This window comes from Sphingomonas sp. MS122 (assembly GCF_049532975.1).
Classification (GTDB): domain Bacteria; phylum Pseudomonadota; class Alphaproteobacteria; order Sphingomonadales; family Sphingomonadaceae; genus Sphingomonas.
On sequence record NZ_CP186695.1, the window covers coordinates 2,468,445 to 2,492,919 of the forward strand.

At 67.8% G+C, this 24,475-nt stretch carries 23 protein-coding genes and 2 tRNA genes; 16 read left to right on the forward strand and 9 right to left on the reverse strand.

All coding sequences use genetic code 11. From position 1 onward, the window contains the following. Nucleotides 1–48: 48 nt before the first annotated feature. Nucleotides 49–125: transfer RNA gene (locus tag ACO227_RS11870), tRNA-Arg, on the forward strand. Nucleotides 126–287: 162 nt separating this feature from the next. Then, a complete protein-coding gene (locus ACO227_RS11875; protein WP_423602050.1) occupies nt 288–2,594 on the forward strand; it encodes a TonB-dependent siderophore receptor in 2,307 nt (768 codons plus the stop codon). A 97-nt stretch (nt 2,595–2,691) separates the two neighbouring features. On the opposite strand, the gene ACO227_RS11880 is transcribed toward ACO227_RS11875, so the two are convergent. The 3 genes from ACO227_RS11880 to ACO227_RS11890 form a co-directional block, all read right to left on the reverse strand. Then, complete coding sequence (locus ACO227_RS11880) at nt 2,692–2,961, reverse strand: SWIB/MDM2 domain-containing protein (protein WP_423602051.1); 270 nt, start codon at nt 2,959–2,961, stop codon at nt 2,692–2,694. Nucleotides 2,962–3,001: 40 nt separating this feature from the next. Further along, nucleotides 3,002–3,232 (reverse strand): DUF2945 domain-containing protein, encoded by a 231-nt coding sequence (locus ACO227_RS11885; RefSeq protein WP_423607340.1) that lies wholly within the window; start codon nt 3,230–3,232, stop codon nt 3,002–3,004. Between the two features lie 71 nt (nt 3,233–3,303). Beyond that, nucleotides 3,304–5,907, reverse strand: a complete 2,604-nt coding sequence (locus ACO227_RS11890; protein WP_423602052.1) for a TonB-dependent receptor — start codon at nt 5,905–5,907, stop codon at nt 3,304–3,306. Between the two features lie 220 nt (nt 5,908–6,127). Between ACO227_RS11890 and folE the strand changes: the two genes are divergently transcribed. The 5 genes from folE to secA all read left to right on the forward strand — a co-directional run bounded on the left by folE (nt 6,128) and on the right by secA (nt 11,059). Next, on the forward strand, nt 6,128–6,751 hold the full coding sequence (gene folE / locus ACO227_RS11895; RefSeq protein ID WP_423602053.1) for a GTP cyclohydrolase I FolE: 624 nt from the start codon (nt 6,128–6,130) through the stop codon (nt 6,749–6,751). Nucleotides 6,752–6,754: 3 nt separating this feature from the next. Beyond that, on the forward strand, nt 6,755–7,504 hold the full coding sequence (locus tag ACO227_RS11900) for an SDR family oxidoreductase (protein ID WP_423602054.1): 750 nt from the start codon (nt 6,755–6,757) through the stop codon (nt 7,502–7,504). Next, the gene (locus tag ACO227_RS11905) at nt 7,497–7,853 is read left to right on the forward strand and encodes a dihydroneopterin aldolase (protein ID WP_423602055.1); all 357 of its coding nucleotides are present in this window, start codon (nt 7,497–7,499) and stop codon (nt 7,851–7,853) included. The genes ACO227_RS11900 and ACO227_RS11905 overlap by 8 nt, the downstream gene beginning before the upstream one ends. A 34-nt stretch (nt 7,854–7,887) precedes the next feature. Beyond that, the gene (locus ACO227_RS11910) at nt 7,888–8,217 is read left to right on the forward strand and encodes a hypothetical protein (protein ID WP_423602056.1); all 330 of its coding nucleotides are present in this window, start codon (nt 7,888–7,890) and stop codon (nt 8,215–8,217) included. Between the two features lie 103 nt (nt 8,218–8,320). Further along, complete coding sequence (gene secA, locus ACO227_RS11915) at nt 8,321–11,059, forward strand: preprotein translocase subunit SecA (RefSeq protein WP_423602057.1); 2,739 nt, start codon at nt 8,321–8,323, stop codon at nt 11,057–11,059. Between the two features lie 93 nt (nt 11,060–11,152). On the opposite strand, the gene ACO227_RS11920 is transcribed toward secA, so the two are convergent. The 4 genes from ACO227_RS11920 to moaA form a co-directional block, all read right to left on the reverse strand. Then, complete coding sequence (locus ACO227_RS11920; protein ID WP_423602058.1) at nt 11,153–11,740, reverse strand: CC0125/CC1285 family lipoprotein; 588 nt, start codon at nt 11,738–11,740, stop codon at nt 11,153–11,155. A gap of 181 nt (nt 11,741–11,921) precedes the next feature. Continuing rightward, nucleotides 11,922–11,996, reverse strand: a tRNA-Asn gene (locus ACO227_RS11925). A 171-nt stretch (nt 11,997–12,167) separates the two neighbouring features. Next, a complete protein-coding gene (locus ACO227_RS11930; protein ID WP_423602059.1) occupies nt 12,168–12,941 on the reverse strand; it encodes an NAD kinase in 774 nt (257 codons plus the stop codon). Continuing rightward, a complete protein-coding gene (gene moaA, locus ACO227_RS11935) occupies nt 12,938–13,948 on the reverse strand; it encodes a GTP 3',8-cyclase MoaA (RefSeq protein ID WP_423602060.1) in 1,011 nt (336 codons plus the stop codon). The genes ACO227_RS11930 and moaA overlap by 4 nt, the downstream gene beginning before the upstream one ends. A gap of 59 nt (nt 13,949–14,007) precedes the next feature. Here moaA and ACO227_RS11940 point away from each other — a divergent pair, with 59 nt between their 5' ends. From ACO227_RS11940 to ACO227_RS11950, 3 genes are read left to right on the forward strand one after another with little or no spacing between them, the layout of a single operon-like run. Continuing rightward, nucleotides 14,008–15,984, forward strand: coding sequence for a putative bifunctional diguanylate cyclase/phosphodiesterase (locus ACO227_RS11940; RefSeq protein ID WP_423602061.1), 1,977 nt, complete (start codon nt 14,008–14,010; stop codon nt 15,982–15,984). Beyond that, the gene (locus ACO227_RS11945) at nt 15,981–16,409 is read left to right on the forward strand and encodes a hypothetical protein (protein WP_423602062.1); all 429 of its coding nucleotides are present in this window, start codon (nt 15,981–15,983) and stop codon (nt 16,407–16,409) included. The genes ACO227_RS11940 and ACO227_RS11945 overlap by 4 nt, the downstream gene beginning before the upstream one ends. Nucleotides 16,410–16,434: 25 nt before the next feature. Next, on the forward strand, nt 16,435–17,331 hold the full coding sequence (locus ACO227_RS11950; RefSeq protein WP_423602063.1) for an alpha/beta fold hydrolase: 897 nt from the start codon (nt 16,435–16,437) through the stop codon (nt 17,329–17,331). Between the two features lie 148 nt (nt 17,332–17,479). On the opposite strand, the gene ACO227_RS11955 is transcribed toward ACO227_RS11950, so the two are convergent. Next, on the reverse strand, nt 17,480–18,190 hold the full coding sequence (locus ACO227_RS11955; protein WP_423602064.1) for an SDR family NAD(P)-dependent oxidoreductase: 711 nt from the start codon (nt 18,188–18,190) through the stop codon (nt 17,480–17,482). Between the two features lie 5 nt (nt 18,191–18,195). Further along, nucleotides 18,196–19,647 carry an amidophosphoribosyltransferase gene (purF, locus tag ACO227_RS11960; RefSeq protein WP_423602065.1) on the reverse strand — a complete coding sequence of 484 codons (1,452 nt, stop codon included), beginning with the start codon at nt 19,645–19,647 and terminating at the stop codon, nt 18,196–18,198. Between the two features lie 140 nt (nt 19,648–19,787). Here purF and ACO227_RS11965 point away from each other — a divergent pair, with 140 nt between their 5' ends. The 6 genes from ACO227_RS11965 to ACO227_RS11990 all read left to right on the forward strand — a co-directional run bounded on the left by ACO227_RS11965 (nt 19,788) and on the right by ACO227_RS11990 (nt 24,462). Beyond that, a complete protein-coding gene (locus ACO227_RS11965; RefSeq protein ID WP_423602066.1) occupies nt 19,788–20,036 on the forward strand; it encodes a DUF7218 family protein in 249 nt (82 codons plus the stop codon). A 360-nt stretch (nt 20,037–20,396) separates the two neighbouring features. Then, the gene (gene katG, locus ACO227_RS11970) at nt 20,397–22,595 is read left to right on the forward strand and encodes a catalase/peroxidase HPI (protein ID WP_423602067.1); all 2,199 of its coding nucleotides are present in this window, start codon (nt 20,397–20,399) and stop codon (nt 22,593–22,595) included. 94 nt (nt 22,596–22,689) lie between these two features. Beyond that, nucleotides 22,690–23,124 carry a hypothetical protein gene (locus ACO227_RS11975; protein WP_423602068.1) on the forward strand — a complete coding sequence of 145 codons (435 nt, stop codon included), beginning with the start codon at nt 22,690–22,692 and terminating at the stop codon, nt 23,122–23,124. 9 nt (nt 23,125–23,133) lie between these two features. Further along, a complete protein-coding gene (gene hisI, locus ACO227_RS11980; RefSeq protein ID WP_423602069.1) occupies nt 23,134–23,496 on the forward strand; it encodes a phosphoribosyl-AMP cyclohydrolase in 363 nt (120 codons plus the stop codon). Next, nucleotides 23,493–23,999, forward strand: a complete 507-nt coding sequence (locus ACO227_RS11985) for a hypothetical protein (protein WP_423602070.1) — start codon at nt 23,493–23,495, stop codon at nt 23,997–23,999. Before hisI ends, ACO227_RS11985 begins: the two co-directional genes overlap by 4 nt. A 31-nt stretch (nt 24,000–24,030) precedes the next feature. Beyond that, nucleotides 24,031–24,462, forward strand: a complete 432-nt coding sequence (locus ACO227_RS11990) for a MerR family DNA-binding transcriptional regulator (protein ID WP_343518992.1) — start codon at nt 24,031–24,033, stop codon at nt 24,460–24,462. Nucleotides 24,463–24,475 lie beyond the last annotated feature (13 nt).

The following is a 24,475-nucleotide window of genomic DNA, read 5'->3' on the forward strand; positions in this document are numbered from 1 at the left end:
CAAACAGGGTTGGCGGCGCCTTCCAAACCCGGTTATTGGGGCGCGAGTGACTCCGTAGCTCAGCAGGATAGAGCATCAGATTCCTAATCTGAGGGCCGCGCGTTCGAATCGCGCCGGGGTCACCATTTTTCCCGACATGTATTCCGCAGTCCGGCCCGCGCACCACCGCAGCGCCGTCCTTTCGCGCTTGCAACAAACTCGTATGACCTTTAACCGCTCCTGCGAATCGTTATCAATATCAGGGGTGCCAGATGTCCGCTCGCCGTCACGGGAAGTTTTCAGCCACGTTGTCGCGTGCAGCACTGATCGCGTGTGCACTGGCGGCACCCTCGCTCGCGGCGGCGAATGATAGCGACGATACCGATACAGGTGACGGTCGGGCCGGCGAGACCGTAGTCATTACCGGCGTCAACACCAGGGGCACTGGATCGGGCACCAAGACCGACACCCCGCTGATGGAGACGCCGCAGAGCATCACCGTGATCGACGGCGCCGAGCTCGAGCTGCGCAACGTCCAGTCGATCAACCAAGCGCTCGGCTATGTCGCGGGCGTCTCGCCCAACCAGCGCGGCGGCATGGTCACGCGCTACGACCAGCTCATCCTCCGCGGTTTCGCGCCGGGGGTGTATCAGGACGGCATGCGGCTGATCGCCGGGCCCTATTCGATGCCGCAGATCGACTTCAACCGCATCGAGCGGATCGACATCGTCAAGGGGCCGGCCTCGGTGCTCTACGGCAACTCCACGCCCGGCGGCCTGGTCAACCTGGTCAGCAAGCTGCCCGAAGCGACCGCGTTCGGCCGCGTCGAGCTGCAGGCGGGCAATTACGACACGCTGCGCGCGGTGGCCGACGTCAACCAGCCGCTCGATCGCGACGGCCGCCTGCTGTTCCGCATCGTCGGCGGCTGGCAGCAGAGCGACGGGCTGACCGAGGGGACGTTCTCCGAACGCTATCATGTCAGCCCGATGCTGACCTTCGCGCCGACCGATCGGACCAGCCTGACCTTGCTCGCCGCCTATCAACATTCGCCCTCGGGCGGCGGCTATTCGGGCGTCCCCGCTTATGGCTCTGTGCTGCCCAATCCGTTCGGCGAGCTGCCTCGCGACATCAACACCGGCGATCCCGGCTATGAGCGCTACGACCACCGCCAGAAGGCGATCGCCGCCTTCTTCCGCCACGAGTTCAACGAGAGCCTGAGCTTCCGCTCGAACCTGCGTTTCCAGAATAACGAGCTGAGCTACCGTCAGCTCTATGTCGCGGGCTTCGCGCGCACCGCCGATGGCCTCAGCAGCGACTATTCGACGATCATCCGCGGTGGCGGCGGCGCGGACGAGGATTTCGACACGCTGACGCTCGACAACCATTTCGCCGCCAAGTTCGCGACCGGGCCGGTGCAGCACAATGTGCTGGTCGGCATCGACTATCAGAACATCACGGGCGAGAACTTCCAGCAGTTCAACACCGGGGTCTCCAACGATCCGCAGACGAGCATTCCCAATCTCAGCCTGTTCAACCCGGTCTATGGCGGAACGCTGCCGAGTTTCGACCTCACCGTCCTGTCGCCCGGCTATATCAACACCTATGGCAAGCGCACCCAGGTCGGGCTCTACCTCCAGGACCAGATCGCGATCGGCCGGCTCCAGCTCATCGCGAGCGGGCGCTTCGACTGGTACGATCAGACGACGCGCAACAAGAAGCTCGCGGTCGGGCAGGCAAACGCCGCAACCTTCCTGTCGCAGAGCGCCTTCACCGCCCGGCTGGGCGCGCTCTACGAGTTCGAGTTCGGGCTTTCGCCCTATGTCAGCTATTCGGAATCGTTCGAGCCGCAGACCGGGTCGCGCTATGTGCCGGGAAGCAGTCCGTTGAGGACCGAGCCGTTCGAACCCGTTACCGGCCAGCAATATGAGGCGGGGCTGAAGTTCCAGCCCAGGGGGACCAACGCGATCTTCACCGCCTCGGTCTATGATCTGCGGCGCCAGAAGGTGCCGGTGGCCGATCCGGGCGCGCCGGGCAACGGCCTCCCGTCCAACTCGCAGATCCAGATCGGCGAGGTGCGCGTGCGCGGCGTCGAGCTGGAAGGGCGGGGCGAGGTCATCCGCGGGCTCGATGTGGTGTTCGCTGGCAGCTACACCGATGCGATCATCACCCAGGGCACGCCCGCGATCCGCGCCAACGCCAGCACCGGAGCGGTCCCGACCACCACGGGCACGCGCCAACTCGGCACGCCCGAGTGGCTCGCATCGGGCTTCGTATCGTATGATTTCGGACGGAATGCATCGGTCACCGGCGCGCTGGGCGGGCTGACGCTCGGTGGCGGCGTGCGCTATGTCGGCGGATCGGACGGCACCACCCAATATGCCGTGATCAATGGCCTCGCCACCTTCCAGCGCTTCACGACGGACTCGTTCACGCTGGTGGACGCGGTGATCGGCTATGACCTCGGCAAGGCGAGCGGCGCGCTCACCGGGCTCAGCCTCGCGGTCAACGCCGCCAATCTGTTCGACGCGCGCCACGTCAGCGCCTGTCCGTTCAACAACAGCTGCTATTTCGGCGCGGGGCGCACCGTGGTCGGATCGGTGCGGTTCAACTGGTAGCGAGCCGCCACCGCGTAGCGCGGGAATGAGAAAGCCCCCGAAGCGTGCTGCTTCGGGGGCTTCTTGCATGTCGATCCGGCGCTGGCGCCGGAGCCGATCAGCTGACGTGCTTGGCGATATGCTTGTTCAGCTCGAACATCGTCGCCTTGTCGCCGCCGAAAATCTTCTTCAGCTTGTCGTCGGCCAGGATCTCGCGCTTGTTGGCGGGGTTCTGGAGATTGTTCTTCTTGATGTGGTCCCACATCTTGCTGACGATTTCGCTGCGCGGCAGCGGGCCGGTGCCGACGATCGCGGCAAGGTCGGCCGAGGGGGTGACGGGCTTCGCGATGCCGCCACGGGCCCCGCCGGATGCCTTCTTTTCCGCCATATTTTCTTCTCCTCTGCGAGCCGGTGAATTAGCCACCGGCTCAAATCTTGGTCAGCGCCGACGGCGTGTGGGCTGCTTTCCCTCCGTTGTCGCTGCGAACGATGTACTGTGGTTCTTCGCGCGATGCACGTACTTGATGGCCTTTCAAGACCATATCCGACGTTTGTTTGTGGAGAACTTCGCCCTTTTCGGTGCCTTCGCGCGATTTCCACGACGCAGTCGCCCGCCCTGGGCGCCCAGGCCATGCCGATTCTCCGATCCTGGGAATAATCGCGAAGGGCGCCCCCGGTTTCCCGGGTGCGCCCTCCTGTCGCCGTCACGGCTCGGCTGGTCCCGATTACCTCAGAACTTCACGCGCGCCTTCACGCCGTAGAAGCGCGGCGGCGAGGGATAGACCGCGAAGCTGCTGCCCTGCTCAGGGATCGGGAACGAGGTGATGTTGTAATAGGTGTCGAATAGGTTCTCGACATAGGCCTCGAGCCCGAAGCGGCCACCTTCGCCGAAATTGAGGCCGACGCGCGCGTTGACGATGCTGTAGCCGTCATTGGTGGTGAACGGCCGTGCGATCGGGTTGTTGATCGTGTTCGCATCGCTGTTGGTGCGCCAGTCGACATGGACCAGCGCGCCGACATTGTCGCTGATCTGCGGCGTCCAGGTGATGGCGCCGGTGATCACGTTGCGCGGCGAGTTGGTCAGCGGCCTGCCATTGTCCGATCCCGCGAGCGGATCGCGCACCTCGGTCTCGAGCAGCGTGTAGTTGAGCGCGAAGGTGAGATCCGAGCTCGGGCGGATCACCGATTCAAGCTCGATGCCCTTCGAGATCACCTTGTCGAAGTTGCGCACCACGAAGCGCGTCCCTTCGAACTGGTTGTTCTGATAGCCCTTGAACTCCTGGTAGAAGGCCGCGGCGTTGAACTGGAAGCCGCGCAGCGGGTTGGTCTTGAAGCCGACCTCGAAGGCATCGACCGTCTCGTTGTCGAACTCGAGATCGGCGACCTGCGCGCCGTTGCCGCCGAGCAGAATCGAGTCGAACGAGCCGCGGTCGAGATTGTAGCCGCCCGATTTGTAGCCGCGGTCATAGCCGCCATAGAACAGCACATCGTCGCTGATCTTGAACGCGAGCTTGGCGGTGCCGGTGAACTCGTTCTCGCTGCGGTCGCCGTTATAGGTGCCGTTGAACTCCGAGTTGATCGTCGGATTGCAGGTGTAGAGATGCGCGAGGCTGAACAGCCCCGCCGCGTTGAGCGCGCCGCGATAGAGCGCCGCGTTCGGGTTGAGCCAGAAGGAGCAGGCCGGGACCGCGGCGTTGAGGTTCGCGTTGATGTCCTTGGTCTCGTGGTTCCAGCGCAGGCCCAGCGTCAGCGAGACATTGTCGGTGATGTTGATGATGTTGTGCGTGAAGATCGCGAACGCCTCGGTGTCCACCGTGTAGCGGTCGGCCTGCTGGCCGGCCCCGTCGGGCGTGCGCGGGATCGGCTGGAGGAAGGTCGCGAGCACCGCCGGCCCGCCTGCCGCCGCGGCGGCCGCGAGCGTCGGATTGCTGGCGAGCAGCACCTGGCCCATCAGCGGCACGCCGGGCAGCGTCCCGAACAGCTGCGCGCCGCTGGGCAGTGCCGCGCTGCGGGTCAGCTGGTTGACGATACCGTCGACGAACTGGTCGGTCTGGGTGCCGAAGCGGACGGTGTCGGTCAGCGTGAGCTTCTCGTTCAGGTAGAAGCCGCCGACCAACCAGTCGAGCTTCCCGTCGAACGCGCTGCCCTTGAGGCGGATTTCCTGGGTGAAGTCGCGGATACCGGTGCGATAGCCGTCGCGATAGGCGCGATCGAGGCCGGAGAAGTCGATGTCCTGGCTGCGCGTCGCCTTCCAGTCGCGCCACGAGGTGATCGAGGTGAGCGAGACGTCGCCCAGATCCCAGTCGAGCTGGCCCGAGACGCCCCATTCCTTGACCCGCTCGGTCAGGTCGCGGTTGGGCGAGGTCGCCATCTGGCGGCCTTCGGGATCGAACGGCCGGACGATGCCGTCGCGGCCCGCCGCGCCGCCGGCGAGCGGGTTGGCGGCGAGCGCCTCGATCAGGTTGCTGGTGACGAAGCCGAGCAGGCCGCCCGCGACGCTGGTGTCGCGGCCCGAGGGATAGAGGACAAAGCCCGAGCCGCTATTGAGCGCGCCGCAGCACGCTTCGTCGGTCTCGGCATAGTCGCCGATCAGGCGGAAGACGATGTTGGTCGTCTCGAACTTGGCCTGGCCGCGCACGAACCAGCGATCGACATTGTTGAAGTCGCGGCCGGTGTTGGGGTCGGTGATATAGCCGTCGCGCTTGTGATAGCCGCCGTCGACGCGCAGCGCGAGCTGCTCGCTCACCCCGCCGGTCAGGCCGGCCTTGACCTCGATCTCGTCATAATTGCCGTAGCTCGCCTCGGCATAGCCGCCGAGGTCGAACGAGGGTCCCTGCGTGGTGATGCTGAGCGCGCCGGCCGAGGTGTTGCGGCCGAACAGCGTGCCCTGCGGGCCGCGCAGCACCTCGACCCGGTCGATCGGGGGCAGGTCGGCCAGCGCGACGCCCGCGCGGGCACGGAACACGCCGTCGATGAACACGCCCACCGCCGGCTCGAAGCCCGGGTTGTCGCCCGCGGTGCCGATGCCGCGGATGCGCAGCACCACGCCGGTCGCGGCCGACTGGCCGGTGGTCACCTGAAGGCTCGGCGTCACCTGGCGCAAGCCACGAATGTCGCTGGCGCCGGTATTTTCGAGTTGCTCGGCGCCGACCACGCTGACCGCGATCGGCACGTCCTGCGCGACCTGCGCACGGCCGGTGGCGGTGACGACCACCTCGCCTTCGTCGGCCGAACTGGTTTCCTCCGGCGCGGGGGCGGGCGTCTCCTGCGCGAAGGCGGGAGCCGTGGCCATCAACGCGATGGCGGACGCGGTGAGCAGTTGGAACTTCCGCATGAAAGGTCTCCTCTCTGGGCGGTGCCGCTGCTTTGGCGGTCACCTGTCTAAGTTGTCGCGGAAGCTACCGTTCCGGGAATCCTTACGTCAACGTCAAATCACGCTAGGAATCCCGCGGAAATGCTTGCTATTCCGGTTCGGGACGGGTTGTTGCTCGAGCGCAACACAGGCAAGCGGGCTTGCCGTAGCGTCAGGTACCAAGGATGAGGCGGCCACGGCCATGAGCGTTCACGATCACGACGAACCCGATGACGGCGATATCGTCGCCCCGCTGCCGAAGATCGCGGTGCCCGACGAGGTCGCGGAGGCAGTGCGCACGCTGCTGCGCTGGACCGGCGACGACCCGACTCGCGAGGGGCTGCTCGACACGCCGACGCGCGTTGCGCGCGCCTGGAAGGAATATTGCCAGGGCTATGGCGAGGACCCCGCGCACCACCTGAGCCGCGTGTTCGAGGAAGTCGGCGGCTATGACGAGATCGTCCTGCTCAAGGACATCCCGTTCCAGTCGCATTGCGAGCATCACATGGCGCCGATCATCGGCAAGGCGTCGATCGCCTATCTCCCGCAGGACCATGTCGTCGGCATCTCCAAGCTCGCGCGTGTGCTCCACGCCTATGCGCGGCGGCTGCAGGTGCAGGAGCGGCTGACCGCCGAGGTCGCCGACTGCATCTGGAACCACCTCCACCCGCGCGGCGTCGCGGTGGTGATCGACGCGAGCCACGCCTGCATGACCGCGCGCGGTGTGCGCACGCCGGGCGTCGGCATGGTCACCAGCCGCATGATGGGCGTGTTTCGCGAGGACGAGCGCAGCCGCAAGGAAGTGCTGGCGCTGATGGGCTATTGACCGATGCGCGTGCTCGTCACCGGCGGCGCGCGACGGATCGGCGCGGCGATCGTGCGCCACCTCGCCGCCGCCGGGCACCGCGTCGTGGTGCATCATCATGACTCGCACGACGAGGCGGAGGCGCTCGCCGCCGAACTTGGCGTGGCGCTGGTCACCGCCGACCTCGCCGATGCGGCGGAGACGCGCGGACTGGTGCAGGCGGCTGCGGCGGGGCTGGGCGGGCCGGTCGAGGGGCTCGTCAACAACGCTTCGATCTTCAGCTGGGACGCGGTGCCGGTGGCGGACTATGCCGGCCTCGACCGGCACATGCACGTCAATCTCGGCGCGCCGCTGGTGCTGGCGTCGGCGCTGGCGGCTCAGACAGGCCTGACGGAGGGCGCGGTCGTCAACCTGCTCGACCAGAAGCTCGCCAACCCCAACCCCGATTTCCTCACCTACACGCTGAGCAAGGCGGCGCTGGGCGAGGCGACGCGGCTGCTGGCGATGGCGCTCGCCCCGCGCATCCGCGTCAATGCGGTGTCGCCCGGCCTGACCTTGCCCTCGCTCGATCAGAGCGCCGACGAGTTCGCGCGCGTCGCGTCGCGCAACCTGCTCGAGCAGCCGGTGGCGGTCGAGGATATTGCCCGCACGGTCGAGCATCTGCTCACCGCGCGCAGCGTCACCGGCCAGAACCTCTTCGTCGATTGCGGCCAGCGCTTCGTGCGCCGGGACGGCGACGTGATGTTCGAGACGCGTGAGCGGCCGCGTGGCTGAATACACCATCTTGCTCGAGGGGCTCGAGGTCGTGATCGGCCTCGGCATCCACGACCATGAGCGCGCCGCGCCGCAGCGCGTTGCGGTGAGCGTGTGGCTGACTTGCGCCTATGACGGCGTGCCCGAGGACAGGATCGAGGCGGTGGTCGATTACGACTATCTGCGCGAAGGTATCCGCGCGCTCGGGCAGGCCCGGCATATCGAGCTGCAGGAGACGTTGTGCGAGGAAGTCGCGCGGCTCGCGCTCGCGGCCGACACGCGCGTGCGCGAGGTCAAGGTGCGCTCGATGAAGCTCGACGTCTATCCTGACGCGCGGGTGGGGTGCGAGGTGGTGCGGCGGCGCGATTGAGCTTTTGGACTTGGAGGAAGCCGACTCCCGCCCTATGTCCGCACCGGCTCATCGTTCAGCGCTGGGCAACATGGGGATGTTACAGGTTAGAATCGTGCAATTGCTGCTGTTTCTTTCCGCCCTGCTGGCGGGTCTGACCGGTGCCTTCACCGGCGACCGCGACCTGCGCGCGGCGCAGCGGCAGAGCGAGACGGCGATCACGCGTGCTGCCGAGACGGTTGCCGACGCGGTCGCTGCCACCACGGCCACCCGCAGCATCGTCCTTCCCGCAGTGCCGCAGCGTCCCGCCGCGGCGTCCTTCGCGATCCATGCCGCGCCGGCGCTTCGTCCCGCGCGGCTGACGAGCGAACGCCGGCTCGAATAGCCGCGCTGCCGCCCGGGCACACGGGCGGCCCTTCTCGAATCTTGAACGATGCGCTCGGTCGTCCGGGCGCGCATCCCGCAATTTCATACGACTGGAATCCATCATGCTCGGCGGTTTGGCCAAATCCCTGTTCGGTTCGTCCAACGACCGGTACGTCAAAGGCCTCGGGGCCATCGTCCAGAAGATCAACGGCTTCGAGCCCGCGCTGCAGGCGCTGTCCGACGAGGAACTCGCGCAGCAGACCGTGAAGTTTCGTGCTCGCCTCGCCGAGGGCGAGAAGCTCGACTCGATTCTCCCCGAAGCCTTCGCGACGGTGCGCGAGGCATCGCGCCGCGTGCTCGGCATGCGCCATTTCGACGTGCAGATGATCGGCGGCATCGTGCTCCATCGCGGCGAGATCGCCGAGATGCGCACCGGCGAGGGCAAGACGCTGGTCGCGACGCTGGCGGTCTATCTCAACGCGCTGCCGGGCGAGGGCGTCCACGTCATCACCGTCAACGACTATCTCGCCCGCCGCGACGCCGAGTGGATGGGCCAGATCTACAAGTTCCTCGGCCTCACCGTCGGCGTGATCGTGCCTAACCTTGCCGACCACCAGCGCCGCGAGGCCTATGCCGCCGACATCACCTACGGCACCAACAACGAGTTCGGCTTCGACTATCTGCGCGACAACATGAAGTATGACCGCGCATCGATGGTCCAGCGGCCCTTCAAGATGGCGATCGTCGACGAGGTCGACTCGGTGCTGATCGACGAGGCGCGCACGCCGCTGATCATCTCGGGCCCGACCGACGACAAGTCGGAGCTGTACATCGGCGTCGACGCGATCGTGAAGCAGCTCGACGAGAGCCTGTACGAGAAGGACGAGAAGCAGAAGAGCGTCGTCCTGACCGAGGACGGGATCGAGACCGCCGAGCGCATGCTCGAGGCGGCCGGGCTGCTCCAGGGCGCCAACCTCTACGATTTCGAGAACACGCAGGTGGTGCACCACCTCAACCAGGCGCTGCAGGCGAACGTCATGCGCAAGCGCGACATCGACTACATCGTCAAGGACGGCAAGGTCATCATCATCGACGAGTTCACCGGCCGCATGATGGACGGCCGCCGCTGGTCGGACGGGCTGCACCAGGCGGTCGAGGCCAAGGAAGGTGTCAACATCGAGCCCGAGAACCAGACGCTCGCCTCGATCACCTTCCAGAATTATTTCCGCATGTATCCCAAGCTCTCGGGCATGACCGGCACCGCCGCGACCGAGGCGGCCGAGTTCTTCGACATCTACAAGATGAACGTCGTCTCGATCCCGACCAACGTGCCGGTGCAGCGGATCGACCAGGACGACGAGTTCTACAAGACGCAGCAGGACAAGTTCATCGCCATCGCCCGCACGATCAAGGAACATGCGGCGAAGGGGCAGCCGGTGCTGGTCGGTACCGTCTCGATCGAGAAGTCGGAGCTGCTCTCCGAATATCTTCGGAAGGAAGGCGTCGACCATTCGGTCCTCAATGCCCGCCATCACGAGAACGAGGCGCATATCGTGGCGCAGGCCGGGCGCTTGGGCGCGGTGACGATCGCCACCAACATGGCCGGCCGCGGCACCGACATCCAGCTCGGCGGCAATGTCGAGTTCCGTATCGAGGACGAACTGCGCGACATGCCCGAGGGGCCGGAGCGCGAAGCGGCGATCGCCCAGATCAAGGCCGAGGTCGCGGCCGAGAAGCAGAAGGTGCTCGAGGCCGGCGGCCTGTTCGTGCTCGGCACCGAGCGCCACGAGAGCCGCCGCATCGACAACCAGCTGCGCGGCCGCTCGGGCCGCCAGGGCGACCCGGGCCTGTCGCGCTTCTACCTGAGCCTCGACGACGATCTGCTGCGCATCTTCGGCCCCGACACGCTGTTCGCCAAGATGATGCGCAACAACATCGCCGACGGCGAGGCGATCGGCAGCAAGTGGCTGACCAAGGCGATCGAGACCGCGCAGAAGAAGGTCGAGGCGCGCAACTACGACATCCGCAAGCAGGTCGTCGAATATGACGACGTCATGAACGACCAGCGCAAGGTGGTGTACGAGCAGCGCGCCGACATCATGGACGCCGAGACCGTCGGCGACGTGGTCGAGGACATGCGCGCCGAGACGGTCAACGACATCGTCGGCCAGGCCTGCCCGCCCGAGACCTATCCCGAGCAGTGGGACCTCGAGGGCCTCAAGGAGAATGTCCACAAGACGCTCGGCGTCGAGGCGCCGATCGAGCAGTGGATCGCCGAAACCGACGGGATCGAGCCCGAGGACGTCGAGAACAAGGTCCGCGAGCTCGCCGACGCCAGGGTCAAGGCCAAGTCCGACGATCTCGACCCCGAGACCTGGATGCAGATCGAGAAGTCGATCCTGCTGCAGAATCTCGACCATCACTGGAAGGAGCATCTCGGCCTGCTCGACGCGCTGCGCCAGGTCGTTCACCTGCGCGCCTATGCGCAGAAGACGCCGATCAACGAGTATAAGCAGGAAGCCTTCGCGATGTTCGAGCGCATGCTCGCCAATATCCGCGAGGACGTGACGCGCACTTTGGCCTGGGCCGAGTTCCAGTTCCAGCCGCCGCCCGAGCTTCCCGATCTGCCCGATTTCCTGACGACGCACATCGATCCGCTGACCGGCATCGACAATAGCGGCGACTGGGATGCGGGCGCGGCCGGGCTGATCTCGAACGAGCTCCCGCCGATGCAGATCCCGCGCCCCGAAGGCGAGGTGCTGAGCGACGATCCCGCGTCATGGGCGGGCCGCGTCAGCCGCAACGCGCCGTGCCCGTGCGGTTCGGGCCGCAAGTACAAGCACTGCCACGGGGCGCTGTAGCGGTTCGCTTAGCCCCACCCCTGAAAGGGGAGGGGCTAAAGGAAAAGGGCCGCCCGGTCTCCCGGACGGCCCTTTTCTTGCCTCAACCTGGTCTCAGCGCGGGCGCGGCGGCTGCGCGATCGAGGGGCCGAGATTGTCGAGCACCTCGCGCGCGCTGAACGCGCGGACATTGTCGGGCTTGCGGCCGCGGCCGACGACGATCTCCGCGCTCGCCTCGTAGCGGTCGACCGTGCGCACGTCGATGTCGCGGTCCCAGAAGGGATCGCCGTAGAAGGGGCTCCAGCCGCGCCAGCCCCAGCGCGGGCTGTAATAGCGCCACGACGGGCCCCAATAGCCCCACGGGCCCGAGTGGAACGGACGGTCGATATAGGTCCGCGTCTTCTTCTCGGTATCGCGGTCGGCGAGGGTGAAATAGTCGTAACCGCGCTCGACCGTGAGCTGCGCGGCGCGATAGAGCAGGTAGCGCTCGACCGTCTCGCGCGAGGTGAGGCTGTTGCCGGCGAAGGTGACGCGGAAGCGGTTGCTCTCGATCTGCTCGTCCCAATAGCCGGTGCGGTAGGAACCGCTGCCGGTGGCGGGCTGATAGGGCGTCGGCGTCGCGCAGGACGCGAGCACGGATGCCGACGCGAGGGCGAGGGCAAGCGCTGCGACCCGCGAACGGCGGGACTGGCTGGTGCGCATGGGATTCCTCCTAATCATTTGCGGCGACTCGTGCCGATATGTGGTTGTAACGAATAGTCTAACGCAAATGTCCATTCGCTGAACGATCATTGGTTGGAACGGAGTGGTGCGCGCATATCCGTAACCCGCGCGGACGCATCGTCGCGTCGCGCATCGGCTGGCGATTTTGAGGAAAACTCGCTGGCTCCCTGAGTAGGATTCGAACCTACGACCGTCCGATTAACAGTCGGATGCTCTACCGCTGAGCTATCAGGGAACACCAGCGAGGGCGCGCCTATACGAAGGGGTTTCCCGCATTGCAAGCGCGTTGAGGCGGGTTTTTGTCGGCTTCGCCGACACGGCGCCAGCCCGCTCTCCCGTCCGGCCACCCGGCGGCAGTATCATATGGATGGCCGGGTGGGGGAGCGGGGCGGCGCCGCCACCCAAATCAAGCCACGAACTGTTCCATCGTGATGCGGTCGTCGAGCGCATGCTCGGGGTCGAACAGCAGCGTGAGATCGCGCTTGTGGTCGATCGCGATGTCGACGCGCGCCACTTCGCGCACTTCGCGCTGGTCGGCGACCGCGCTCACCGGCCGCTTGCCGGGGTCGAGCACGCGCAGCGAGATGCGCGCCTTCTCGGGCAGGATCGCGCCGCGCCAGCGCCGCGGCCGGAACGGGCTGATCGGGGTGAGCGCCAGCAACTGGGAACCCAATGGCAGGATCGGCCCGTGCGCGGAGAGATTGTAGGCGGTCGAGCCCGCCGGGGTCGCGACCAGGATGCCGTCGCACACCAGCTCGGGCAGCACGATGCGGTCGTTCACCGTCACCTCGAGCTTCGCGGTCTGCCGCGTCTCGCGCAGCAGCGACACCTCGTTGATCGCGGGCAGCACATGCGTCTCGCCGTCGACGGTGGTCGCGGTCATCACCAGCGGCGTCACCTTGAACGGCCGCGCGCGGGCGAGGCGCTCGTCGAGCCCGTGCGGCTCCCACTCGTTCATCAGAAAGCCGATCGTGCCGAGGTTCATCCCGAACACGGGGAGGCTGCGATGCTTCTCGAGCAGCATGTGCAGCGTCTGGAGCATGAATCCGTCGCCGCCCAGCGCGACGAGCAACTCGGCTTCATCCAGATCGACCCAGTCGTGCGCGGCGATCAGTTCGTGCGCCGCGGTCTCGGCGGGGTTGGTGGGCGAGGCGAGAAGCGCCCGGCGGAACGTCGTCATCCGCCGGTCACGCTCATATGGCGGCCGACCGCGGGCGCCGCGCCGCGCTCGACGCTGAAGTCGTGGCGCGCGGGCTTGGCGGCGAGCGCGTCGTCGATCGCCGCATCGACCGCGGCGAGCCCGCCGGCGCGGATCGCCGCCTTGAGATCGACCTGGTCCTCATGGCCGAGACAGGTGAACAGCTTGCCCTCGGTCGTCAGCCGCACGCGGTTGCAGCTCTCGCAGAAATTGCCGGTGAGCGGCGAGATCAGGCCGAGCCGCGCGCCGGTCTCGCCCACGCGCCAATAGCGCGCCGGGCCGCCGCTCGAATGGCTGTCGCGGGTCAGCGTGAAGCGCCGCGACAGATCCTCGAGCACCTGCGTCAGCGGCACGAACCGGTCGGCGCGGTCCTCGTCGATCGCGCCGAGCGGCATCGTCTCGATCAGCGTCAGGTCCATGCCGTTCGCGCCGGCCCATTCGAGCATCGGCGCGATCTCGTGGTCGTTGAGGCCCTTGAGCGCGACCATGTTGATCTTGACCGCGATACCCGCCGTCTGCGCCGCGGCGATGCCGTCGAGCACCCGCGCGACGTCGCCGTGGCGGGTGATGTGGCGGAAGGTCGCCGGATCGCGGCTGTCGAGGCTGACGTTGATCCGCCGCACCCCGGCTTCGGCCAGCGTGCCGGCATGTTCGGCCAGCCGCGTCGCGTTGGTCGTCATCGTCAGCTCGTCGAGGCCCGGACCGGTCTTTGGCCCCACCTGCCGCCCCAGCCGCCGCACTAGGTCGATCGCGTCGCGCCGCACCAGCGGCTCGCCCCCGGTCAGCCGGATCTTGGTCACCCCGCGCGCGACGAAGCGCTCGGCGATCAGCGCGATCTCCTCCAGCGCGAGCAATTCGCTGCGCGGCAGGAACGTCATCTTCTCCGCCATGCAATAGCGGCAGCGCAGGTCGCAACGGTCCGTCACCGAGACCCGCAGGTAGCGGATCGTGCGGCCATGGCGGTCGATCAGGGCGGGCGCAGTCGCCATGCACAAGCAGCTAAGCCGTTGATGGCTTCGCAGCAAGCCTTGGGTTAGGGATAGGTCCGATGAATGATCCCGCGCCCATCCCAGCCACGCCGATGACCGGGCGCGAGCGGCCGTTGTTCCTGCTTTCCTTCCGCCAGCGCGACGAGCTCGCCGGGCTCGCCGCCGCCGCCGGCTGGCGGGTGGTCGCCGCGCGCCGCGCCGACGGCGCCGAGCGGCGGCTGCTCGCGAGCGGCGCGGCGGTGGCGGTGGTCGATGCGCGCGGCGCGGTCGAGGAAGGGCTGGCGGCGGTGCGTGCGCTCGCGGGCGCGGCGGCGGCGACCGGGAGCGCGCTGCTCGCCTTGGTATCGCGCGGCGACGCGGCGCGGCTCGACGCCTTTTACGACGCCGGCGCCACTCATTTCCTCGCCAGTCCGATGCGCGAGCCCGAGTTCGTCCAGGCGCTGCGCTTCGCCGCGCGCCATGCCGAGCGGGTGAGCGGCGAGGCGATCCCGCTGTCCGGCACGGGCGAGACGCTCGGCTGGCGCTACGATCCCGCGCTCGCTTCGGTCCAGGTGACCCCGGCGCTCGCTGCGATGCTGGGCCTCGGCGAGCAGCCCTCACTGCGCGCACTGCTGCGGCGGGTGGAGACGACCGACCGCGCCGCGCTGCGATCGGCCTTCGCGCGGCTGCGCGATGGCCTGTCCGCCACCGCCTTCGCGCACGAGCTCAGCGGGGCAGGGCGCGTCGTCGAGCATCTCCAGCTCGATCCGCGGACCGGCCGCGTCCATGCGCTGATCGAGCGGCTGGGCGAGGTCGATGCCGGCGCGGCGGTGCGCGACGCGCTCACCGGGGTGAACGACGGCGCCGGGGTGCGGCGCTGGATCGAACGGCGGCTGGGCGAGGGACATCGGGTCGGCGTGGTGCTCGCCGCGCTCAACCGGTTCGAGATGGTCAACACCGCCTATGGCCGTGTCGCGGGCGACGCGCTGCTGCGCGCGGCGCTGGCACGGCTGACCGAGGCGGCGCGCGAAGTGCTCGGCCGGCGCTTCGTCGCGGCGCGGATCGCCGGCGCCGAATTCGTCGTCGCCGCGGACGGCGTCGCGCCGGAGTTGCTCGACGCCGCCGCCGTGCGGATCGAGGAGGCGCTGGCGCGTCCGTTCGTGATCGGCGACGAGATCGTGCCGCTCGGCGCGCGCACCGCGACCGCTGCGGCCGAACCCGGCGACGGCGCGGCCGACCTGCTGCGCCGCGCGAGCGACATGCTTGCAGGGAACGACGCACTCGCCGGTACGGTGCCGGTCGATGCGCTGGCGGTGGACTTGCGCCGCGCGCTCGACGCGGGCGAGATCGAGCTGCGCTTCCAGCCCCAGGTCGCGGTCGCCACCGGGATCGTCGCGGGCGCGGAGGCGCTCGCCCGCTGGCGCCATGCGAGCGGCGAGATCGGTGCCGAGATGCTGTTCGCCGCGGCCGAGCGCGCCGGGCTCGAGCTCGCGCTGTCCGAACACATCCAGCGCCTCGCGCTGGCCGATGCGGCGCGCTGGCCCGCGGCGCTGCACGGCCTGCGCCTGTCGGTCAACGTCACCGCCGCCGATGTCGCGCGCAGCAACTTCGCCGACCTGTTCCTCGACTGGGTCGACGCGAGCGGTTTCCCGCGCGGCCGGCTGACGGTCGAGATCACCGAGGGCGGGCTGATCGGCGACCTCAGCGAGGCGGCGCGACTGCTCGCCGAGCTGCGCACCGCCGGCTGCCGGGTCGCGATCGACGATTTCGGCACCGGCTATTCGAGCCTCGCCTACCTCAAGGCACTCCCGCTCGACTATCTCAAGATCGACCGCAAGCTCACCCAGGACATCGCCGGCTCGGCGCGCGACCGTGTGGTGGTGCGCGGGGTGATCGACATGGCGCGCTCGCTCGGCCTCGCGGTAGTGGCGGAAGGGGTGGAGACGCAGGAGCAGCTCGAGCTGCTCGCCAAGGAGGGCTGCCAGTTCTACCAGGGCTATCTCTGCGCCGAGCCGCTCACCGCCGACGCGCTGTCCGCTTTGGTCGAGGGCCGGTGAGCGACCCGCGCGACGTCAGCGGCGTCTGGTACGGCCGCTATTTCGCTTCCTCCTGGGAGGTCGAGGAGAACAGCTTCATCGCCCATCTCGACGAGGCGGGCGGCGCGGTGGGCGGCATGATCACCGAACCCGACACGACCGGCGTCGAGGATATCCGCCGCGCCTTCGTCACCGGCACGCGCACGGGCGCGAAGCTGCGCTTCACCAAGCAATATGACCCGGCGGGCGCGCTCGCCCATTCGGTCGCCTATGCGGGAACGATCAGCGCCGACGGCACCGAGGTGTCGGGCGAATGGCGCTTCTCGGGCCATCACGGCAGCTTCGTGATGAACCGCGAGGCGTTCAGCGTGGAGGAACTCGACGAGGAAGCCGCGGTCGACGAAGACATCGTGATCGAGATGGACGGGCCGATCGCGCCCCGATAGTTTCGCCGAAACCGGGAGGATTGCCATGATTCACCGCCGCGGCCTGTTCGCGCTCTTCGCCCTGCTGCTCACCGCCGCGCTGCTGCCCGCACCGGCCGCGGCGAAGGACTTCGCCTCCACGCGCATCACCGTGACGGTGGCGGGGAAGGGCAAGGGCAAGGACGTGATCCTGATTCCCGGCCTCTCCTCCTCGCCGCGGGTGTGGAGCGAGATGATCGCGGCCGTCCCCGGCTATCGCTGGCACAAGGTCCACGTCCATGGCTTCGCCGGCACCGACAAGGGCGGCAACAGCACGGGCGACGTCGCCGCGCCGGTCGCCGAGGAGATCGCCCGCTACATCGCCGAGCAGAAGCTCGGCAGCGTCGCGGTGATCGGCCATTCGATGGGCGGGACGATGGGCATGATGCTCGCCGCACGCCATCCGGCGAGCGTGTCGAAGCTGATGGTGGTCGACATGTTTCCCTTCATGGGCGCGATGTTCGGCGGTCCCAACGCGACCCCCGAGACGCTGCGGCCGATCGCCGACGGGATCATGACCCGCATGCGCACCGCGCCCGCCGATGCCTATGCCAAGCAGCTCGAGGGCACGATCGCCAGCATGGTCGCGACCGAGAACATGCGCGCCGGCGCGCTCGACGACGCGATGAAGTCCGACCGCGACGTCTCCGCCCGCGCCTATGGCGAGCTGGTGATGACCAACCTGGTGCCGGAGCTGTCGAAGATCACCGCAAGGACGGTCGTGCTCTACGTCTCGCCCAAGGGCGCGCCCGTGACCGATGCGCAGATGGATGGCTATTACCGGATGTCCTACGCCCCGCTGAAGGGCGCGGTGCTCAAACGCGTGCCGAACGCGGCGCACTTCATCATGTGGGACAACGCCCCGTTCTTCCAGGGCGAGGTCAAGGCGTTCCTGGCGGGGTAGGGGCCGTTTGTTTCCCAACTGTCATCCCGGCCTTGTGCCGGGATCCACCGGGAGGCAAGGTGACGGGCAAGCGGATCGATCGCATTGCGTGAGGCGCCGTGGATCCCGGCACAAGGCCGGGATGACGATCAAGGCGCGCGTCGCCGCCCTAGTCCAGCGCTTCGAACGCCCCCGTCTCGAAATCCTCGCCGAGCAGCGCGACGATCCGCTCCGCCACCACTTCCGGCGGCTTGACGCTCTCGGGCGCCTCGCCCGGATAGGCGCGGGCGCGCATCTTGGTGCGCGTGGCACCCGGGTTGAGCAGCGCGACGCGCACCTTCGTCAGATTGCGCACTTCCTCGCCATAGCTCAGCACGAGGTTCTCGAACGCCGCCTTGGTCGCGCCATAGAGGCCCCAGAAGGCGCGGGGCTTGCGCGCGACGGTGGAGGTGAGGGCGATCACGCGCCCCGCCTCGGCCTTGCGCAGCAGCGGATCGAACGCTCCGAGCAATGCCGCCTGCGCGCTGACGTTGAGCGCCAGCACCTTGGCCACTTCCTTGGGATCGAACGCCGCGATCGCCGCCAGCGTCCCCAGCGCGGCGGCGTTGAGCACGAGGATGTCGAGCTTGCCCCAGCGCTCGGCCACCGCGGCGGCGAGGCGCGGGATCGAATCGCTTTCGAGCAGGTCCATCGGCGCGATCGTGGCGGTGCCGCCGGCGGCGTGGATCGCCTCCTCGACCTCCTCGAGCCCGCCCACGGTGCGCGCCGTCAGGATGACGTGCGCGCCCTGCGCGGCGAGCGCCCTGGCGGTGGCGGCGCCGATGCCGCGGCTCGCGCCGGTGACGAGCGCGACGCGCCCGGAGAGTTTCTGGTCGGTCATGGGGATCAGGCCGGTTCGTCGAGCAATGCGAGCTGGTCCGCGGCCTGCTCGTTATGGTCGGTGAGGGAGGTCGGGTAGTCGCCGGTGAAGCACGCGTCGCAATAGCGCGGCAGCACGTCGCCGCGCTCGGCTTCGCCCAGTGCGCGGTAGAGCCCGTCGATCGACACGAACGCCAGGCTGTCGGCCTTGATGAACTCGGCCATGCCCGGCACATTCATCTTCGCCGCGAGCAGCTTCGAGCGCTCGGGCGTGTCGACGCCGTAGAAGCAGCTGTGCGTCGTCGGCGGGCTGGCGATGCGCATGTGCACCTCGGCGGCGCCGGCCTCGCGCATCATCTCGACGATCTTGAGGCTGGTCGTGCCGCGCACGATCGAATCGTCGATCAGCACGATGCGCTTGCCCTGGATCAGCGCGCGGTTGGCGTTGTGCTTGAGCTTGACGCCGAGGTGGCGGACCTTGTCGCCCGGCTGGATGAAGGTGCGGCCGACATAGTGCGAGCGGATGATGCCGAGCTCGAACGGAATGCCCGACTGCTGGGCATAGCCGATCGCCGCGGGCACGCCCGAATCGGGCACGGGGACGACCAGGTCGGCCTCGACCGGCGCCTCGATCGCCAATTCCGCGCCGATCGCCTTGCGCACGGTGTAAACCGAACGATCCTGCGCGATCGAATCCGGGCGCGAGAAATATACCCATTCGAAGATGCACGGCCGCGGCGCGATCGCGGTGAACGGCCGGATCGAACGCAACTCGCCGTCCTGCACGATCACCAGCTCGCCCGGCTCGACGTCGCGGACATAGTCGGCGCCGACCACGTCGAGCGCCACCGTCTCCGACGCGAAGATGAAGGTCTCGCCGAGCTTGCCCATCACCAGCGGACGGATGCCGAGCGGGTCGCGGCACGCGATCATCCCCTCGGGCGTCATGCAGATCAGCGAATAGGCGCCCTCGATCTGCTTGAGCGCGTCGATGAAGCGGTCGAGCAGGTCCTTGTAGCCGCTGGTCGCGACGAGATGGATGATCGTCTCGGTGTCCGACGTCGACTGGAAGATCGACCCGCGCTGGATCAGCTCGCGGCGCAGGTGCAGCGCGTTGGAGATGTTGCCGTTGTGCGCCACCGCGAAGCCGCCGCTCGCCAGCTCGGCATAGAGCGGCTGGACATTGCGCAGCGCGGTCTCGCCCGTGGTCGAGTAGCGGACATGCCCGCACGCGACCGAGCCGGGCAGGCCACGGATCACCTCGTCGCGGTCGAAATTGCCCGCGACATGGCCCATCGCGCGATGAGTGTGGAAATGCGCGCCGTCCCAGCTGGTGATTCCGGCGGCCTCCTGGCCGCGGTGCTGGAGCGCGTGGAGCCCCAGCGCGACGAGCGCGGCTGCGCCGTCGGCACCGGAAACACCGAAGATGCCGCACTCTTCGCGCAGCTTGTCGTCGTCGAACGGATTTGTGGTCAGCATCGGCCCTTCGCGGGGGATTCGTGGTCGATGGGCGCGCATATAGGCGCTCGATCGGCTCTTGTCGCCTGTTTGTCACATAAACCTTGGGACCTCAGCGTTTCCGGATGCGTTGCTTGGCCGAACGGCAAGGAGAGTGACCCGTGACGAAGGACCACGGCCCGACGGTCAAGAGCGACAAGGTCTACGAGGACCTGCGCGAGGCCGGCGCCAGCAAGGAAAAGGCCGCGCGCATCGCCAACGCCTATGCCGGCGGCACGATCGACCATGACGGCACCCATCTCGAGAACCGCAGCAAGGACGAGCTCTACGACGAGGCGAAGGAGATCGGCATCGAGGGCCGCTCCGACATGGACAAGGACGAGCTGGTCAAGGCGATCCGCAAGGGCTGACGTGGCGCAGTCTCTCCACTTTTTAGCCCCTCCCGCTTGCGGGAGGGGTTGGGGAGGGCCTTCTTCTCCTTCTCGCAACGAGCAAAGAAATCCTATCGTCACCCCGGCCTCGTGCCGGGGGCCACTCAGCTCCCGCGATGCCGATGAGCTTCTCGCGCATCGCTTGCCTCCCGGTGGACCCCGGCACGAGGCCGGGGTGACGATGGAGGATGGGCTATCGATCCGTCTTCGACTCCGTCGATGAGACTCCAGTTACGTGATCGATTCTCTCGTTCGCACTGACCTGTTTATCTCGTTTTAGGCGGGCGGCGCCTTCCGTTAGCCTCCCTCCAGAACCACACCATAAGGAGGGATCAGCACATGGACGCGAAGACCGGATCGATCGACGGTGGCGGCTGCCCGATGCACGAGCCGGGCGGCATCCGCGCCCTGCTCGGCCGCACCAACAAGGACTGGTGGCCGGAGATGCTGGCGACCGAGATCCTCAACCCCAACGGCCCGTCCAACCCGATGGGCGCCGACTTCGACTATGCCGCGGCGTTCAAGCAGCTCGACTATGCCGCGCTCAAGGCCGACCTCGTCGCGCTGATGACCGACAGCCAGCCCTGGTGGCCGGCCGACTACGGCCATTACGGCCCGTTCTTCATCCGCATGGCGTGGCACGCCGCCGGCACCTATCGCACCGCCGACGGCCGCGGCGGCGCCAACAGCGGCCAGCAGCGCTTCGCCCCGCTCGACAGCTGGCCCGACAACGGCAATCTCGACAAGGCGCGGCGCCTGCTGTGGCCGATCAAGCAGAAATACGGCAAGCACATCAGCTGGGCCGACCTGTTCATCCTCACCGGCAACGTCGCGATCGAGTCGATGGGCGGCCCGGTGTTCGGCTTCGGCGGCGGCCGCGCCGACGTGTTCGAGCCCGAGCGCGACATCTACTGGGGCTCGGAGGACAAATGGGTGAACGAGGGCGTGCAGACCCGCATCGCCCCCGAGCACGGCATGCACGAGCTCGAAGGGCCGCTCGCCGCGATCCAGATGGGCCTCATCTACGTCAATCCCGAGGGGCCGGGCGGCAACCCCGATCCGCTCCAATCGGCGCGCGACATCAAGGCGACGTTCGAGCGCATGGCGATGAACCATGAGGAGACCGTCGCGCTCACCGCCGGCGGACACACCTTCGGCAAGGCGCACGGCAATGGCGACGCCTCGCTGCTCGGCAAGGCGCCTGCCGGTGCCGATCTCGCCGCGCAGGGTTTCGGCTGGGTCAGCGGCCATGAGAGCGGCGGCATCGGCGAGCACGCCGTGACAAGCGGGATCGAGGGCTCGTGGGTCAACACCCCGACGCAGTGGAGCGAGAACTATTTCCGCCTTCTGCTCGACTATGAGTACGAGTTGGTCCGCTCGCCGGCCGGCGCGCAGCAATGGCAGCCGGTGAACCAGAAGGAAGAGGACATGGCCCCCGCGGCGCATGATCCTTCCAGGAAGGTTCCGACGATGATGACCACCGCCGATATGGCGCTCAAGGTCGATCCCGAGTTCCGCGTGATCTCGGAGAAGTTCCGCAACGACCATGAGGCGTTCAAGGACGCCTTCGCCCGCGCCTGGTTCAAGCTCACCCATCGCGACATGGGGCCCAAGGTCCGCTACCTCGGCCCCGAAGTGCCCGAGGAGGATTTGATCTGGCAGGATCCGATCCCCGCCGGCACCATGCCGTCGGACGCCGACGTCGCGGCGGTGAAGGACAAGATCGCGGCAAGCGGCCTGACCGTCAGCCAGCTGATCAAGACCGCCTGGGCCTCGGCCAGCACCTATCGTAAGTCCGACTATCGCGGCGGCGCCAACGGCGCGCGGATCCGCTTCGCGCCGCAGAAGGACTGGGAGGTCAACGAGCCGTCGATGCTCGCCAAAGTGCTCGAAACGCTCGACGGCCTGCGCGGCAGCCTGTCGATGGCCGATGCGATCGTGCTCGGCGGCGTGGTGGGCCTCGAAAAGGCGATCAAGGATGCGGGGTTCAATGTCCCGGTCCCCTTCACCGGCGGCCGCGGCGACGCGACCGAGGAACAGACCGACGCCGACAGCTTCGCGGTGATGGAGCCGGAGGCCGACGCCTTCCGCAACTATGTCGGCAAGAAGAAGCTCGCGGTGCGTACCGAGGAGATGATGCTCGACCGCGCGTCGCTGCTCGGCCTGTCGGTGCCCGAGATGACCGTGCTGATCGGCGGCCTGCGGGTGCTCGGCGCCAATCACGGCGAGCGCGGCCACGGCCACTTCACCAGGCGCGCCGGCCAGCTCACCAACGACTTCTTCGTCAACCTGCTCGACATGACCAACGTTTGGCGGGCGGTCGAGGGGTCGGATGATCAGGAATATGTCGCGACCGACCGTACAAGCGGCGGGGAGACCTGGCGCGCCACCCGCGCCGACCTGATCTTCGGCTCCAACGCCGAGCTGCGCGCGGTCGCCGAGGTCTATGCCGAGCGCGGCCATGAGGAGAAGTTCGTCAAGGACTTCGTCGCGGCCTGGACCAAGGTGATGAACGCCGACCGCTTCGACCTAGCCTGAGCGGCGTCGACGCGATGAAAGGCGGCCGCGGCGGGGTTACCCGCTGCGGTCGCCTTCGCGTTGCCTGCTGTCCGCCGCGTGCTAGACTGGCGCGATGAGGCTGAGCATCCCGCTGATTGCCGCGCTCGCGCTTTCCGCCGTACCGGCGCAGGCATGCCGTGTGATGCGGCCGCCGCTGGATCGGATCGGCGGCGCCTATCAAAGCAAGATCATCGCATCGGTTGCGCATGTTCGCGTCGTGGAGTCGCGCGATCTCGGCCAGCCGCGCGGCGATGCGAAGCCCTGGGAGGCGACGGCTCGCGTCGAGCGCGTCGTGCGGGGTTCGAACCCTGTTCGGAAGGTCCGCTTCTCGCAGGGTTGGGGGTCCGCTGCCTGCGATCTGGGCTACGGCAGGCCACAGCCGGGCGACCGATGGGCGGCATATTTCTGGAATCACCCCGAAAAGGGGCAGCAGGTCTGGCTGGCCCTTCCGCTTCAGGTTTCGGATGAGATCGAAGGCGAGCTTCGCAAGCGGCACCGCGCGCGCTAACACGCGCCCATGACCGACCCGCGCGACTCCACCCTGACCCTCGACCCCAAATACGACGCCGCCGGCCTGATCACCGCCGTCGCCACCGACGCCGCGACCGGCGAGCTGCTCATGCTCGCCCATATGAATGCCGACGCGCTGGCCAGGACGCTCGACACCGGCGAGGCATGGTTCTGGTCGCGCAGCAAGGGGCGGCTGTGGAAAAAGGGCGAGACCTCCGGCAACGTCCTGCGCGTGGTCGAGGCGCGGATCGACTGCGACCAGGACGCGCTTTGGCTCAAGGTCGAAGCCGCCGGCCCCGCCTGCCACACCGGCGAGCGCAGCTGCTTCTTCCGGCGGGTCGAGGGCGGGAAGCTGGTACGCGACTCATGAGGCTGGCCGCGGCGGGACTGCCGTTCCTCCTTCTCGCCGCCTGCTCCGGCGGCGGCTCGGCCGGCAACGCCGCCACCCCTCAGGACCTCGAATCCGCTGCGATCGAACGCGGTCTCGTCCGCGATCCCTCGGACAGCGACGTCACCGGCCTCTACGCCCGCGACACCGACCGCGTCTGCGTGATCCGCAAGGGCGACGCCTATCGCATCGGCGCGTTCGTCGACTATGGCGACGGCCTGTCCTGCGCCGGCTCCGGCACCGCGACGCGCGCCGGCGAGACGCTGTCGGTCCGGCTGGAAGGAAAGGGCGGCATCGCCTGCGCCTTCGACGCGCGCTTCGACGGCGAGCGCATCACCTTTCCCGCCAATGTCCCGGCCGAATGCGCGCGATTCTGCGGCCCGCGCGCCTCCTTCGCCGCGCTCGACGCCGATCGCCTGAGCGAATCCGCGGCCGAGGCCCGCGCCCTGCGCAGCGCCGACGGCGCCCGCCTTTGCGAAGATTGACGTTAACGTAAGGCGGGCGTAAACCGGCCTCATGGCAACGACCGTGAAGCATGTGGCCAGCTTCGCACCGATTGAGGCACGGCCCGACAAGGAGAGTTTTTCGATCTCGGACCTGTGCGCCGAGTTCGAGGTCACGGCGCGGGCGCTGCGCTTCTACGAAGACGAGGGGCTGATCGCGCCGGAGCGCCGCGGTCTCGCGCGCATCTATTCGCATCGCGACCGCGCGCGGCTGGCCTGGATCCTGCGCGGCAAGCGCGTCGGCTTCAGCCTTGCCGAGATCCGCGAGATGATCGACCTCTACGACCTTGGCGACGGCCGCAAGACCCAGCACCAGGTCACGCTCGACAAGTGCCGCGCGCGCATCGAGCTGCTCGAGCGCCAGAAGGTCGATATCGACGCCCATATCGCCGAGCTCGAAGATTTCGTCGCGGTCCTCGAGGGCCGCGCGCAACCCGCCAAATAAGAACAGGACCGAG

What these genes read in the sequence shown, in the direction of transcription:
- ACO227_RS11880 (WP_423602051.1), bottom strand. Translation starts at nt 2,961, where the DNA reads ATGGCGGAAAAGAAGGCATCCGGCGGGGCCCGTGGCGGCATCGCGAAG.
- ACO227_RS11890 (WP_423602052.1), bottom strand. Translation starts at nt 5,907, where the DNA reads ATGCGGAAGTTCCAACTGCTCACCGCGTCCGCCATCGCGTTGATGGCC.
- ACO227_RS11975 (WP_423602068.1), top strand. Translation starts at nt 22,690, where the DNA reads ATGAGGCTGAGCATCCCGCTGATTGCCGCGCTCGCGCTTTCCGCCGTA.
- ACO227_RS11940 (WP_423602061.1), top strand. Translation starts at nt 14,008, where the DNA reads ATGAATGATCCCGCGCCCATCCCAGCCACGCCGATGACCGGGCGCGAG.
- hisI (WP_423602069.1), top strand. Translation starts at nt 23,134, where the DNA reads ATGACCGACCCGCGCGACTCCACCCTGACCCTCGACCCCAAATACGAC.
- ACO227_RS11985 (WP_423602070.1), top strand. Translation starts at nt 23,493, where the DNA reads ATGAGGCTGGCCGCGGCGGGACTGCCGTTCCTCCTTCTCGCCGCCTGC.
- purF (WP_423602065.1), bottom strand. Translation starts at nt 19,647, where the DNA reads ATGCTGACCACAAATCCGTTCGACGACGACAAGCTGCGCGAAGAGTGC.
- ACO227_RS11955 (WP_423602064.1), bottom strand. Translation starts at nt 18,190, where the DNA reads ATGACCGACCAGAAACTCTCCGGGCGCGTCGCGCTCGTCACCGGCGCG.
- ACO227_RS11990 (WP_343518992.1), top strand. Translation starts at nt 24,031, where the DNA reads ATGGCAACGACCGTGAAGCATGTGGCCAGCTTCGCACCGATTGAGGCA.
- secA (WP_423602057.1), top strand. Translation starts at nt 8,321, where the DNA reads ATGCTCGGCGGTTTGGCCAAATCCCTGTTCGGTTCGTCCAACGACCGG.
- ACO227_RS11910 (WP_423602056.1), top strand. Translation starts at nt 7,888, where the DNA reads ATGTCCGCACCGGCTCATCGTTCAGCGCTGGGCAACATGGGGATGTTA.
- ACO227_RS11930 (WP_423602059.1), bottom strand. Translation starts at nt 12,941, where the DNA reads ATGACGACGTTCCGCCGGGCGCTTCTCGCCTCGCCCACCAACCCCGCC.
- moaA (WP_423602060.1), bottom strand. Translation starts at nt 13,948, where the DNA reads ATGGCGACTGCGCCCGCCCTGATCGACCGCCATGGCCGCACGATCCGC.
- ACO227_RS11900 (WP_423602054.1), top strand. Translation starts at nt 6,755, where the DNA reads ATGCGCGTGCTCGTCACCGGCGGCGCGCGACGGATCGGCGCGGCGATC.
- katG (WP_423602067.1), top strand. Translation starts at nt 20,397, where the DNA reads ATGGACGCGAAGACCGGATCGATCGACGGTGGCGGCTGCCCGATGCAC.
- ACO227_RS11950 (WP_423602063.1), top strand. Translation starts at nt 16,435, where the DNA reads ATGATTCACCGCCGCGGCCTGTTCGCGCTCTTCGCCCTGCTGCTCACC.
- folE (WP_423602053.1), top strand. Translation starts at nt 6,128, where the DNA reads ATGAGCGTTCACGATCACGACGAACCCGATGACGGCGATATCGTCGCC.
- ACO227_RS11920 (WP_423602058.1), bottom strand. Translation starts at nt 11,740, where the DNA reads ATGCGCACCAGCCAGTCCCGCCGTTCGCGGGTCGCAGCGCTTGCCCTC.